This window comes from Cohnella abietis (assembly GCF_004295585.1).
GTDB classification, from domain to species: Bacteria; Bacillota; Bacilli; order Paenibacillales; family Paenibacillaceae; genus Cohnella; species Cohnella abietis.
The window spans coordinates 143313-157437 of record NZ_AP019400.1 but is presented as its reverse complement, the minus strand read 5'-3'; the positions used below and the strand labels follow the sequence as shown (position 1 = coordinate 157437).

The 14125-nt window shown below is 38.1% G+C and carries 14 protein-coding genes; 9 read left to right on the top strand and 5 right to left on the bottom strand.

Annotated features, from left to right (window positions below; genetic code table 11):
* Window positions 1–17 precede the first annotated feature (17 nt).
* Window positions 18–2120 (top strand): DUF927 domain-containing protein, encoded by a 2103-nt coding sequence (locus KCTCHS21_RS00700; protein ID WP_162309237.1) that lies wholly within the window; start codon window positions 18–20, stop codon window positions 2118–2120.
* A gap of 1013 nt (window positions 2121–3133) precedes the next feature.
* On the top strand, window positions 3134–3706 hold the full coding sequence (locus tag KCTCHS21_RS00695; RefSeq protein ID WP_130604665.1) for a hypothetical protein: 573 nt from the start codon (window positions 3134–3136) through the stop codon (window positions 3704–3706).
* Between the two features lie 67 nt (window positions 3707–3773).
* Here the strand turns inward: KCTCHS21_RS00695 and KCTCHS21_RS00690 are convergent, their stop codons facing one another.
* Window positions 3774–4064 carry a hypothetical protein gene (locus tag KCTCHS21_RS00690; protein ID WP_130604664.1) on the bottom strand — a complete coding sequence of 97 codons (291 nt, stop codon included), beginning with the start codon at window positions 4062–4064 and terminating at the stop codon, window positions 3774–3776.
* 265 nt (window positions 4065–4329) lie between these two features.
* Between KCTCHS21_RS00690 and KCTCHS21_RS00685 the strand changes: the two genes are divergently transcribed.
* On the top strand, window positions 4330–5265 hold the full coding sequence (locus KCTCHS21_RS00685) for a competence protein CoiA family protein (RefSeq protein WP_157993901.1): 936 nt from the start codon (window positions 4330–4332) through the stop codon (window positions 5263–5265).
* Window positions 5266–5560: 295 nt separating this feature from the next.
* Here the strand turns inward: KCTCHS21_RS00685 and KCTCHS21_RS00680 are convergent, their stop codons facing one another.
* The 3 genes from KCTCHS21_RS00680 to KCTCHS21_RS00670 form a co-directional block, all read right to left on the bottom strand.
* Window positions 5561–5899: a hypothetical protein gene (locus tag KCTCHS21_RS00680; protein ID WP_130604662.1), complete on the bottom strand. Its 339-nt coding sequence runs from the start codon at window positions 5897–5899 to the stop codon at window positions 5561–5563.
* 69 nt (window positions 5900–5968) lie between these two features.
* Window positions 5969–6172: a hypothetical protein gene (locus KCTCHS21_RS00675; protein ID WP_130604661.1), complete on the bottom strand. Its 204-nt coding sequence runs from the start codon at window positions 6170–6172 to the stop codon at window positions 5969–5971.
* Window positions 6173–6437: 265 nt separating this feature from the next.
* Window positions 6438–7295 (bottom strand): P63C domain-containing protein, encoded by an 858-nt coding sequence (locus KCTCHS21_RS00670; protein WP_197726496.1) that lies wholly within the window; start codon window positions 7293–7295, stop codon window positions 6438–6440.
* 1208 nt (window positions 7296–8503) lie between these two features.
* On the opposite strand from KCTCHS21_RS00670, the gene KCTCHS21_RS00665 reads away from it, so the two are divergent.
* From KCTCHS21_RS00665 to KCTCHS21_RS00645, 5 genes are all read left to right on the top strand, one after another.
* On the top strand, window positions 8504–9202 hold the full coding sequence (locus tag KCTCHS21_RS00665; protein ID WP_130604660.1) for a hypothetical protein: 699 nt from the start codon (window positions 8504–8506) through the stop codon (window positions 9200–9202).
* A 238-nt stretch (window positions 9203–9440) separates the two neighbouring features.
* Complete coding sequence (locus KCTCHS21_RS00660; RefSeq protein WP_130604659.1) at window positions 9441–10154, top strand: hypothetical protein; 714 nt, start codon at window positions 9441–9443, stop codon at window positions 10152–10154.
* Between the two features lie 262 nt (window positions 10155–10416).
* Window positions 10417–11175, top strand: a complete 759-nt coding sequence (locus KCTCHS21_RS00655; RefSeq protein WP_130604658.1) for a hypothetical protein — start codon at window positions 10417–10419, stop codon at window positions 11173–11175.
* Between the two features lie 298 nt (window positions 11176–11473).
* Entirely contained in the window at window positions 11474–12166 is a 693-nt protein-coding gene (locus KCTCHS21_RS00650) for a hypothetical protein (RefSeq protein ID WP_130604657.1), read from the top strand.
* A 129-nt stretch (window positions 12167–12295) separates the two neighbouring features.
* On the top strand, window positions 12296–12748 hold the full coding sequence (locus KCTCHS21_RS00645) for a hypothetical protein (protein ID WP_130604656.1): 453 nt from the start codon (window positions 12296–12298) through the stop codon (window positions 12746–12748).
* A 9-nt stretch (window positions 12749–12757) separates the two neighbouring features.
* Here the strand turns inward: KCTCHS21_RS00645 and KCTCHS21_RS00640 are convergent, their stop codons facing one another.
* Window positions 12758–13117 (bottom strand): hypothetical protein, encoded by a 360-nt coding sequence (locus KCTCHS21_RS00640; RefSeq protein ID WP_130604655.1) that lies wholly within the window; start codon window positions 13115–13117, stop codon window positions 12758–12760.
* Window positions 13118–13357: 240 nt separating this feature from the next.
* Here KCTCHS21_RS00640 and KCTCHS21_RS00635 point away from each other — a divergent pair, with 240 nt between their 5' ends.
* Window positions 13358–13675 carry a hypothetical protein gene (locus KCTCHS21_RS00635; protein ID WP_130604654.1) on the top strand — a complete coding sequence of 106 codons (318 nt, stop codon included), beginning with the start codon at window positions 13358–13360 and terminating at the stop codon, window positions 13673–13675.
* The last annotated feature ends 450 nt before the right edge of the window (window positions 13676–14125 follow it).

The following is a 14125-nucleotide window of genomic DNA, read 5'->3' as shown; positions in this document are numbered from 1 at the left end:
GCATAATGGAGGATTTCATGATGACTCATATAAGCGAGGCAATTTCAAACATTGATTTTTTATTTGAAGGATTTACGCAAGGATCTCAGGCAGAACTGACAAGTATACAGGTAGAAAGTATTTTGGAACTCTTTCAAGAATTCGGTATTACAGAGAAAATCGAATTGATAAGGCACCTTAAAGCGATTACTGGTATTTCACAGACCGTATTACGGGATCAACTTATTGTAATCAAGCGCTCTCGATCAACATTTCAAGTACTTCAAGCTGGACCGGTCTCGAGCCAACGAACAGTTGTAGCCCTGTATCCAAATGCGCCGGTCAATACATTGGCTCAAATGCCAGGGACACAGCTACCAAGTGGGATTAAGCCGATTTTTATTAATAGAATTATTAAAGGCCTCGCGGCAAGTAATATAGCGGAACAAATTGAGATCGTCTTTGAGAACCTCGACGGCACTTGGAGTTCATTGTTGGTGAAGCGATCTGTCTTTATCGATGCAAAAAAATTCTCAGCCACAATTGCAGATGTGGGCTATCAAGGTCTGTACGATGAAGAGGGAAAATCTACGATCAATCGTTTAATCCCTTTTCTAGTTAAATATGAGCATCACAATGCACTGATCCAAGGTGCAATCTCTAAGTCAGAGACATGCTTAACTCTCGGATATACAGATACGAAGCTCAGTCGTTATATCTACAATGGAATCAAGGGTTTCGACATTGTAGCGCCGGGAGAACAAGAGCAGGTTATGTTAGAGGGCTACAAGCAACATGGTAGACCTCAAGATGCGTCCAAATTTGTTCAAGATATTCTGGCTCTGTTCGCAGACTATCCGATTCCTACTGTGATGTTTTTAACGGGTTTTGCCGCTAAGATATTGCCGATCATTGGGTGTGATTCGTTCATGTTAGAGGTTGCGAACTCAACCGGAACAGGTAAGTCTTTAGGACAATACGCGGCACTTGCGATTGACGGCGATCCTAAAAAGTTAAAGTTACAGTGGTCATCATCATATGCCAATATTGAGCCACTCGCTGCATTTTTCAAAAATCATGTATTTGTACTTGAGGACGGTCAAAACCAATTGGAGAAGTCCATTATTAGCGATGTCATCTATAACTACTTTAACGAGCAAGGTAAAGGGAAATCATACAATACGGGTTCTACACGTAAAACAAGGGTATTACAGGGGATTATCCTATCATCGGCTGAATCCCAAAGTGTAGACTTGTTGAATAGGGATGGAATTACACGACGACTAATGACAGTAAACCAAGCGCCATTTGGTAATGTAGAAACAGCAAAAGCCAAAGGCAAGGCGTACGAGAAGATTGTTAAAAAATATCATGGGATTGCTGGGCCTGTATTTATAAACTTTGTTATGGAGAACAGGCAGGACTGGGATCAATGGAAAGAACAATATCAACAACTTAAGGCAGTATATGACCAACAAGCTAGCGCCCAAGACATCGGACATATGGATAAAGAACGAATTGCGTTTATGAACGGCTACCTTTCGGCCCTCCATTTCACAGCGATGCTTGTTGAGCAATGCTTCGATGTGATCGTCAATACAACAGCCGTCATGGAAGGGTTTGCTACCGCAGTGTACGGTAACATGGTAGGGAAATCTCCTGCCATAAAAGCGATAACCGAGTTTGTGGATTATGTATCTATGAATCAGACCAAACATTTTACGTTTGGAAACGCTAATCAGGAGCAAAAAGGTGCGATCACGAAAGAGTATATCGCCGTGTTTCCTGCCGCATTGAAGGAATTCTTGTCTAAGGGCGATTATAATGTAACGACCGTTCTTGAAGGATGGAGCAAGATGGGCATCATTATGAAAGCTAAGAATGGAAAAACGACGCAGAAGACGTCGATGCAATCATACATTATTAATTCGGGCAGCAAGGACAAGACAGTAAAAACGGACTACCCTTATATGTACCGTCTGGACACCAAGGCAATTGAAAAAGAACTTTCGACAAGCAATTGTGAGGATGATCCGATTAATGAGGCAACTCAGAAGGGTGATTTTGCATCATCGCAGGGAAGAAGTATGCCCACCTTTCTGAGGAATGATACGGGCGCAGTTATTGAATCAATCAGTTAAGTAGAAGTGAAGCATAGCTTTGCCTACAAGAGGTTCCTTCGGGAATCTCTTGTTTTGTCTTCTACACCGTGAATTCTCTGGTAAAAGGGGCTGTAGAACAGCCGGAAACCTTGCAGTCGAAGTGTTCAGGTATCTTGACAAGTATTTCTTCTACTCTTCTGTTCCGGGAGAGTAAAAAATATAAAAATAAATGTGAATATGAGGCAACGGTAGAAGAGTAGAAGAACATATATATTTATTTATTTTTTAATTTTTTATTTGTTTGTTTGAAATCCCTTCTACTCGTCTTCTACTGCATTCTACAGAAAGCCTGCCGAACTTGTCTGAACACTTTAATCCAAAGTGTGGACGACTCAGTAGAAGAAACGTTGGTTGTATTGAATCAAATGCGTGACATATAACGGTAAAAGCACTGAAGTCATATGGCTGTACAGATGAGTAGGGTTCGATTGGTCGAGGCTAGCCCTACCCACCAAATGTGAATACCAATCACTGTTCTCCGAGTGGCTTCTCTTGTCTGTGACCCCATGACTCTCATTGATTAATCATGTTTCAATGAGGGAGAAGGGATTCATAGAGGGGTTAGAACGACCATCAATGTTGCTCAATGATCAAATGTACTAAACACGGCCTACTTGGGAGAATACAGGCCAACCAGGAGAATGTACTGCCGGATATATTATTCTGAATGCCGATCTGGGGGAATATGCGGAGGACTATCTAATGGCTATTCTCCGAGATGTTTCTCTTGTTAACGGTATAATGAGCCTCGTTGATCGACAGAAATGTAATAGCGTGGATGGTATCCATAGAGGGGTTAAAATGGCTGTAAATGAGCCACCTTGATTAAACGTTAGTTGGGTAAACCGGAACATTCCCGCGTGCATGCATACATATATTAGGGCGTGATTCACAATTCGCTAACCAAAGTACACGCCATCAGCTTTGCATTGCAATTATTGTAGCAAACATAATCTCCGTGGTGTGATTAATGGAAAGGAGATGTGTATGCTATGCAAACAAGCGAACAACTGAAAACAGCTACGATCAACTTGCTAAAAAATACGGAATTGCTACGTGAGGTAAGACAGCGACTAATCGCAGAGATACGAAAAATCACTAAGGGGTTAACTGACTTGTTTGATTATCCGGCGTTTGATTCTCTTGTGGACAGTCAGGTGATTCATAAGTATGTTTTTGATTTGTATTATGAAGGCATATCGATGATATCTGACCGAGTTATTGCGTATGAGAATGATAATAAAATTGACCAAGCATCGATTGACCAACTGACTGAAGAGAACCAAAGATTTTTTATATCCAAAAGGAGTCAAATCACTAATCAAACCAAAATCCTAAATCACTCAGGGAATATATACCGTAGAACTATGGTGGATGTTGAACAAAGCAAAGAGATTATTGATAATTTAGAAATCGTTTTTTCCAAGGTAATAGATAAAATGAACGAACCAGATTCAATGCAACAACAGGAGGATAATATCTTTGACTGTTTCAATCATGAATGTAACAAGCGGTATGATGGTAACCACGACATGGATCAAGATGATATTGTACATCAAAGGTAAAGCAATAGAAAACAACTAATGCCGATCAATGATCGGTATTAGTAGTAATTTGAAGAGATGCTACCTATTAATACATTTCAAATGACATCTCGATGAAGGTTATTACTTCTTCATCGGACCGATGATGTAAATATGTAGATGGTGGGGGATATCCATTGATTGTTTCAATAATTGATGCATGGATGTACCACACCTTTTCTTCGTTAATATCTTCAATAAGTAAATACCACAAAAATGTCTTATCATCAATTAACGACCAGTTAAGGAACCTTCCACGTAACCATTTACCTTCCTTAAGGAATAAACTAATAAATCGCCCCTTCCGATAAAGCTGGTCTTGTAGATCAATAACTTTCATACATGTTTCCTCCTTCACTTAAAAATGAAAAAAAAGAAGCACCAAGCAGAGCGGCTGATGCCGCAGTGCAGGTGCTTCCTGACTGTTCATATTTATTCCATTAACTTGATCTTACATTAGTAATTCAAATTTGTACATAGTGTACTTAAATCCAAGAGCGCTCCGGCTTTTGTTAGAGTAGCATTAACGGGAGATTTTATTTGAAACTAGCAGTATTTTGTTAGACTCGGATATAATGGTGGAAAACGTAAGATGGAGAAATCTTATGAGCGACTTGCTACATTTTCTGACTCGCAGGGCTGACGGTGAAATCGTTCATATTGATAACGCTGAGAAGGGAGAAGACTATTTCTGCCCTGAATGCAACGGCGCCATGCTGTTTCGCAAGGGAGAACGGGGTTTGCGACGGCCGCATTTTGCCCATTTGCAATTGTCCGACGACTGCACGCCGGAGACGATGCTGCACCGGGTCTTCAAGGAGCAATTGGCTACGCTTATAGAGGAGCGCATCCTGAGAGCGGAACCGTTGTTATTTAAGTGGAACTGCTCATATTGCAAGGGCGAGCACGTAGCGGATCTGATCAAATCGTGCGTTCGCGTGGCGCTCGAATTCCCCATGGAGATGACCAGACCTGACATCGCGCTGTTTACTTCAGATGGCCAGGTTCGTGTTGTTATTGAAGTTGTCGTGACGCACAAGCCTACGTGGCAAGCCATGTATTATTATGAGCAAGAAGGCATCTTTGTCTTGCAGATTCATCTGGAAAGCTATAAAGACTTGGATAAATTGAATGAATCGCCATTGCCCTTTACTAAAATGAATCTATGCTATAACCCCAAGTGCATTAAATGTGAACATCATAAGAGGCGGCGATACATGGAAATCATCACGGGACCGTGCCTGCGGTGCACCGGTGAAATGAAGATGGCATTTATGATGGACGGCGGTTACACCAGGTATGTTCACCGATTTTACGCGAAAGAGATCGAGACCGCGAGGGAAAATGGCGTCCTTATCCAAGAACATTTCACTCAACTGGCATATGGCACTTCAAGCCCATTGCTTGGATGCACTTGTGGTCATTGCGGTTATTTTATACACAACGGAAGTACGCTCGGCAATTACATTCTTCCGGCCAGAGAAGGGGAATATCCATCGCAACGCATCCAAATGGGTTACGTGTGTGTTCATTGTAAATAAGCGATCCTTTAAGTCGGATGGCGGAAAAGATTTCGAACAAGAAAACGCCGATCGGACCAAAAAGGGCACGTGGCGCTGCCGGATCCCACTATTTAACGAAGGAATAAAGGTTCCCGACCATGTCGTAACCGAGAGCGGTATTAAACTATGGAATCCTTAATTGAGCTTTTTCAACTCAAGAAACTGCCAAAAGACTAACCTTACGATTGAACTAAAGGGGACGAATACTCAAAACAAGTACCGTGAGGCCGCCGCGGCACATTGAACGGTAATCTCGCTGGGAAACATATTTTATTCATTCCTCGTCATTATCATCAGGTAGATAAATTGATCTAGTACGCGATTGATAATCATCTTCAAAATCTTGTCTATCTTTCTCTTCCCTCGAAAGATTGCCTTTTCGATTATGAGAACCGGCTCTGTTAAAAAGGGGGAAATATCCAATGCTATCTTCGATTCTTGCTAATATATATAATTCAAGCGCATCTATACTCCGACGTTCAGTTTCTGTTATAGCATCCACATTTTTATTAAAAGTGTGCACTGTCACTTCAGTTGGTCGAACCCAGTCTTCAGATATGTCATATGAACTCTCAATGATTAGCTTATATCCATCACCAATTAGATTTTTCATAAATGTAGCTCTTTTTGAGGTTAGTTCCTCGTATACTCGACCACCAACACTAGTACCGGCCACAGATGATTATCCAATGTAGAGCAACTCTTTTCCTTTGTCTCTCAGTAGCCTTTCTCCCCAAATAAGGTATATTCCTGGACCTACTAATTGTTTGATATCATTTTTTATCAACTTTTTAGTAATATTCTCAAATCGTTGGATAATAGTTGGAACATCAAGTCCAGTTTGCTCTTTAAACTGTTTTGCCACATCAAGCGGATTTACTGTCATATCGTTATACCTCCAGTAACTATATCCTAAAATTTTACCACAATAATTTATTCTATAGGCTCTGTTAAAATTCAGTGTTGATTTTGATGTTTGTCTTTGATTAAGCTATCGGGCAGTTATGCGTAGTCGAATCCATCAATTTATGGTACGGTTCCCCGTTTAGTATCTAAGCATAAACTTGTTTACGATCATAAGATTTACGTACGTATTTAAGACAAATAGCCACTCCAATATCAGGAGTGGCATCATATTTAAATTATTAGAATTAAAAAAGAGTTAGTTGAAAAGGTGTCTTCTTAAACTCCTTGTTCGCTAATTCTTTCAGATCAAATATGTTCTCACAGCCTTTCGCCATACCTATTACCTGCCATATATGTTGTGTTAAAGCTCTTATTCCATAGTTTTCATTCAACCACTGATGATATCTTACATTACTGGGCATCATCGGTTTATTCTCCTTCAAGTATTTTGCTAAATCTCCATCTATACATTCATAGATTAATTCGTTTACCAGTTTACCCCAATAACGTGGTCTAAGATGAATACTTCCCTGCCAATTTGTCAATCTACCAAATTGCTTCCATAGTTCATCAGGAAATGTTTTTTCCCAGTCTCTCAATTGATCTGCTAAAAAGAATTTTAATTTTAATTGTAATGCATTTTCTTCACGTAAATTTTGATATCCTGTAGCTTCGTCAATTAAAGCTGTAATTCCAACTTTTGCACAAGCCATTATATATTTTCTTGCATTAAATAGAATCTCTTGTTGTGCCGTGCTTAATTTTTCTTCATAACCTGCTTCTATGAATGCTATGCAAACATCCATAAAATCTTCTGAGTTATACCCTTTTTCGGTTTTCCCATTAAACTCAAATTCAATAGCACCCTGTGGGACTCTGTCATGTTTTGTATCGTTCAATGGAATTAATCTTGCAGGTAAATATTTCTGAATATTTATTGCTGATAAATAATTACCAAACTTACCATGTTCCTTGCCTCGTAATGCTTTTGTTAAATTTGATAATCTAAATATACGTTGGCCATCATCTAATACATAACACGGTATTTCATTGAATATCTCTAGTACGCCACTCGCTATTACTTTCGGCATATAACTCGACATTCATATACCCCCAAATAATCTTGTTATTTCTTCTAAATTTTACATCTTTGTTAGAATGAAATCAATTGAGAGTCGATGTTGCATTAAATAACAACCATCTGATACAATGCCACTTCAAAATTCACTCATAGTCGCTGGTTGGATGTGCTATGCCCATTCTTAAATTTAGCATCAACCAAATTGATATTAACCACACCCACACCCCTAATGTATCGTAAGAGCGCATAGCAACCATTTTGAGAATAATAATTTCAAGGGTAAATACAAGGTCAAAATTCTCCCCAATTAATTCTGAACTATTTCAAATTTGATTTACTACCATTTGAAATATGCAGTTAGCCAGTCGATCTGAAAAATTGTAGGATATTTCGCGGTGAACCGTATCATTGATAAATGGTCATTGTTCATTACGAACGGCGAAAGATAGTTGAGGAGCTTGCTACCGGCAAGCTCCTTTTTCGTTTATTGAAGTAATGGGAATATCCAGCGAACTTTGACCCTTGGCCATACGGCAGTGCACGGATACTTAAAACTTGCATCGTTTCATCGTTTCATCGTTTCACCCTTTCACGCTCAGCCAGAGATAAGATTGAACATTGAATTGGCTACAAGAGACAATCATACTCTCTGCTTACTTTCCTGCGTGAATAAGCATTGTAAGTACTTTCCATGGGCATCAGGACAACAACGTGACAACAAAAATTTTCTTCTGACCATTATCATTAATTTTTAATAGATGTCTCGAACCGCGTAAGAGAAAGGACCACAGGATTTTAAGCCATCACAGAATCTATTTAGGAAATTATGGTTTCCTAAACCGCAGGTCGGAGGTTCAAGTCCTCTCGGGGCCGCCATACGTAAAATGTTGAAGAACCGCACTGTTGTGCGGTTCTTTTTGCTATTGTGGGCATCGTTGTGAGGGCCCCTTGCTGGCGAGGTTGTCCTGTTGTTGCCATTAGGACAACAACAAGACAACAGAGATTATTAATTCTCACCTCTTCATGTACAACCCTTTGCTACAATGATATATTCTTTTTGTATATATTGGAAAATGAGCGTGTTGCCTATGAACCTCGCAACTAACAAGGTAACCGCATCGCGGCCGCCCTTCGGGCTTTAGGTGTTGGGACGTCGTGGCACGTTAACGTTAGATGAAATCCTCTAATTTCCAAATCCTAAACACTTTTCATTTTAAGGAGTGCTCTAAATTGTTTTTATTAAAAAGGAAAACTCTACTATCAGTATTCGTGTTAATCATTTTATTTGCATATTTATCAGTTACCGCATTTGCAGCTATTAGATATTCAATATTAATAAATGGTTCTCCAGTAAAGGGGGAAGCAAAAGTAATTGATGGAGTGACTTACGTACCTATGCGTACGGTTGTCGAGAAACTCGGTGGAACATATCATGTGATGCCGGACCTAAATCGAATAAGCATAATTGGAAAGGATAAGAGTATGTTCGGTGGGCACACCAAGACAAATCCATTAGATACTGGTTCAAAGGCATTTATTGCAATTAATAAAGGCAATGATAAGTTCATATGCGAAATTTCTGTTGTTGGAATGAGCACTGGAAGTGAATCGTGGAAACAATTTTCACAGTTAAATGGACCAGCACCAAAAGGTTACTCTTTTTATTTTGTAAAAATTAATTACAAAGTACTTTCAGTTGAAGAACCGGGAACGGAAGTTCATTTAAACTTTTATGATTTTAATTATTTGGATTCAAAAACTCAAGAATTAATTCCATCTATCCCTCTGTTAATGAACAATTATAAATTAAAAGTAGGGGAGACTTTTAATGATTGGATTGGATTTTTAATAAAAGAAGATTTTCAATTAGATACAATTACTTATTCTAAAAACGGTGATCAAACTGATGCATTATGGATCAAGGTATAAATTAATAAATCTCCTGTTAGTATTTCGAGAAGAGAGGACTTCGTCTAACACCTAAGTCACGCATCAGGCTATTAGGCACTCAGTCCGGTAGGAGTTAAAAGCGGAAACGGTGTTGATCTATATTTCTGATTTTATTTAAAGAATAGTAACTAAAAGAACAAGTAAACTTCACCATCACTATATACATGTTTCGAAATATTAGATTTGAAGTATTTTGAGGTGATTCACTATATTTTATTTGGATGAATTAGTTGATCGAGACGAAATGGAAAATGCATTTACTATTAGCAATTTTAAATATCCTAAAGTTTTTAATAACTATCAACGTACAGCCCATTTGCTAAGCCCTAAGAAAATTGAAGATTTTCGAAAACAATTTACTCGTGATGGGAAAAACCAGATCGAAAAACATTTCATTATGTTCTGTATTTACAAATTGACTAGCTTAGAGGAGCATGCCTTAAATGAAATCCGAAAAGCACATAAATCCTATTTGCGATATACCATAGCGTATCTTTGGGAAGAAGTTGTATTCAAAGCATTAAAATTGATGTTTGGGAGTCGAATACTTAAATATGCCATATTACCAAACAACAGATGTCCTGATTTTGCTTTAGATTCTGAAGTAGATTTAAGTTTATATAACCCCAGAGGAGTTAATATTACTCACTGTGAAAAGATATTTGAATGTAAGACAAGCCTTTATAATTTAGATAAAGAATGGCTTTATTATAAAAACTTCTGCGATAAAATTGTGTTTGTCCATTTGATAAATGGACAAGAAGAAATTAATCGCAAGTTTGATTATGCTTCGTCTGATAATCTTATAGAGTTTCTTGAAGATTATGAGAAGCCTGAAACAAAAGAAGTAATAGAGCGGATAGAAGAACTTAAGATAAAATGCAGATATGATTATGTAGAGTCAGAATTCCTAAAGAGATATATGCATTAGTTACGATGAGATAAAAATTCAATGTATGTTTATTACGCCAACATCCACTTATTTCGGGGCCGCCACTTTTAAAATGTTGAAGAACCGTACTGTTGTGCGGTTCTTTTTTGTGTTTGTGGAGGTTACGTCCCATGGTTGTCCGAAGTATAATCATAGAAGAAGCTCAGACAGCACACGACCCGGCCTTAGATAGCTATTATCTTAGACAGGGTGAGTGTGAATGCAGATAACGTTATAAGATATGGCGGAAAAGGAGAATAATATGAAATACATAATTCTTTTAGTTATTACATCAATCGTAATATTATCATTAATTCACTTCAGAAATAAAAATAATAAACAAACTGGAAGCTCAATAGATTCTATAGATTCATCTCTAGAGCCTATTCAAATTAATTCAGTACCAGATTTACCTGCAGCTTTCGGGTATAAAAATCAGTGGATTGCTATTAAGACAGCAGACACAAAAGCTATTGTCGATGAACTAAATCTAAAAAATGTACAGATTTCTAATTGGAATTCAGGGTTAGAAGGAGCGAATATGGGCTATTACTTCATTTCTCCGCCTATCAATGGTTGGACCTTTGTGGTTAATTCTAGGATGCCTGATATTAGTAGCGAGAATTCTTCAATGAGCCCAATAACAATCATTACACATTTAAGTGAACGGTTTAATGAAGCTTATTATTTTGGGACTCATCGAGTTGTAGAATACCACGCTTGGGCCAAAGCGATAAATGGAAGATGTATTCGATCATTTGGCTTTTTAGGAGAAACAGGAGAAGTACTAATCGACAATGGAGATTTGACTCAAGAAGAAATAGATAATAATTTGATATTTTCTAACCAAAGTGAAGATGAGCTTAATTCTCCTAATGAAGAGGATGTATTACTTCTTGCAAAGTTATGGTCGCAAGATACTCAACTGGAAGAAGGTCAAAGTAGATATATTAAAGGAACCGGATTTGTAGGAACAATTAAGGAAGAAAACAGGAAGAATACAAGCCTACTTAGAAGTTAAAGGTCTAGTAAAGGAAAAACTAGGTGAGATAAGGGGCCAAGTCAATGAATCGCGTTGTTATGCGGTTCTTTTTGTTTTTGTGGGCGTCATTGTGAGGCTCCCTTACTGGAAGGGTTGTCCGCTGCTGTCATTAGAACAACAGAGGAGAAAATCGGCTTTCCGGGGCTGTAAAATATTCTACGCATTATCCAATATGTCATGATATACTAATTACAAATATTATCCAAATAAGGTTATCAACGACTCAAGTGTGACATTAGGCGAAATACTAGTAAATCGAGATAGAGGAGTCACCTTCATGTATTTCATTGAACTTGATGATTCCAACCGGAAAATAGAACTTTCGACATCTGTTAAATATACATCTTGTTCTCACTTTTTAGATTTTCCAGAAGTAAACTTCGATTCTGATTGTACCCCCATCCATCACACTGTAAAGCTCATGGCTTCTGCTGGCCTGTTACGCGAAGAACTAAACTGCCTTGATATTGAAAGTAAACTAAATGGTAAATATCATTACGATAAATCAAGTGACGAGTTCATCATCGCGAAGCTTACAATTTCTGAGTTTCCTTCTGAATGGAAAGAATTAATGGAAGAATCATGGTCTATGTGGCTTGAAGCGCTCGATGGTGATCATGTTTCAGTTGGAAATCGAGCCGATGAAATTGAAGAGAATGAACTTTATGATGATCCATTTTTATTTGGCAGCTTGTTTTATATCAAGAGAGTTGACGTACATCCACTTTTTCGTGGAAATCGAACAGGAACTAGTTTAATTAAATATACGTTTAGATATTTAATTAAAGATACTGATGGAATGATTTTCCTTATCGCTAAACCCATGCAATCATTGCTTTCTGCAGCAGAAGAGAAATTCTCTAGTAGTACAAAATTAGCTAATTATTATAAATCCTGTGGTTTCAAAAGAGTGGCTAAATTAGATTCGAAATCAATTCTTATGGAAGCTAAACTAAATAACTTTAGATAGCGTAGTATCTCAAGATGCGAAATACTCTGTCTAACAGCGTCCACGCTTCGAGGCATATGCCCCTAGATTCCATGAACGTTTTCTGAAAGAGTCTGAATACGGATTATTAACCTAGAAAGGCGAGCAATCATGAAATTCCGAGGGACTCAATCTATTATAGTCTGGATTATTTTCAATTTAGCTATCATTCTTATTAGCCTCATCTATTCCGAGATGGTACTCACTTATATTTTTGTGTTTTCACTTCTCTACTTCTTAATATATGCATTTTCGTTTGATATCGAGATTATTGGATCGACAATCATCAAAAGATCCTTTTACTTCAAGAAGGAAATGATTGATATCAAAGAGATAAAGTCAATTGATTCAGTGACAATTAAAAAATCCGGTTATATTTACATTCAAATTGGAAAATCGAACCCTGAGGACTATTACATTCTTCACTTAAAGAACAATTCAAAAATAAAAGTGAACGCATCGTTAAAAAATAAAGGAAAAAGCTTAGGGAGATATTTAAAGAGCAAATATAAAATACAATTTAATGAAGCAGAAAAGATAAAGTATATTTACGGCAATCCGTAGGTAACTTTGTTAACTGATATATTTTTCAATATCTTTTGAAACTGAGTAATATTGGCCTACATATAGAAGGTATCCATCTCCAATGTAGAAAAAATCGGCCTTGTCAAAATGTATCATTATCGTTTCTTTTGCCACTTCAAGGTTTATACCTTTTGCTCTATCTGGTGGGTCAATAGGATTACTCTTATTCAGAACATTTACCAAACTTAAAACTTTGTCTTTATCGATTATTTTCTTATCGAAATTATCATGCCGTATCAATACTTCATCACTATTCTTTATGAGTTCGCGAAATGGTACATCTTTAGAACAGCCTACAATGACTACTAAGGATGTCAGAATAACCAGAATGAACCGCATTACTTTCATCAGAATCACCTCAATAGTTTTGTGAAATTCTCCGAGCATACACTTGACATATATTACCACACTATCACAAAAAGCCCGAGAACCTAAGCTCCGGGCTGCTTCAAACGTTTACTCTCTTATTGAGTTAGACACAAACCCCCATGCGTAAAACGTGGTTCGCTTATAATTAAACGGGCTCACCAGATGGCGGCCATGGCGGTGGTGGCGGTTCGGGCCAATTAAACGATTTGACATTGATAATTGTTTTTTCCTGCTGCGACTGCATTTGGCTTTGCAGTTGCATTTGCTCCTCATGTTGGGCCTGAAATTGAGCTTGAATTTGTGTTAATAGTTGCTGCTGCTGTTGCAGTTGTATTTGCTCTTGCCTCTGAATCTGAGTTACCAATTGATTTTGTGATTGCTGTTGGGCCTGTGTCTGTTGCTGTAACTGCGACTGGACTTGCGTTTGGTATTGTAATTGAGCTTGGGATTGGGATTGCAACTGCGCTTGGAGCTGCTGTTGAGCTTGGGCCTGAGCTTGCAGTTGAGCTTCGAGTTGACGAATCGTTTGGTTTGTAAATATGCGTTTTTTTACGGGTTTGTGAGGAGTTCTTTTTCTACACTTCCCCACGTTTGCTGCTTTTCGAATCGTCATTTAGTCACTCCATCCTCTGCATTTGAATTAGTTACTTCCACATATAAATATGATTAAAGCCATTTGCCGGACAAGACGGATGACAGGGTAAATTCGTACATTCTGAGGGGATAAGCCTAGTAGCGACTCAACAGGGTTATCCCGATTTCGAGGCCGCCATACTAATCATCCGAAGGACCGCGCTGATGCATGGTTCTTTTTATTATTATTTTTTACTAGGGAAAGAGCTTTGTCGGCAGTAACGCTCGCCTATCCTTATTTGCTGAAATAACCATGGATAAAACGTATTTCGCTTCTTTTGCTCCGAAATCTCCATTGTTGCCCCCTTTAAGACGACCTATAATTACGCTTATGATGAGAATCATTATCACTAT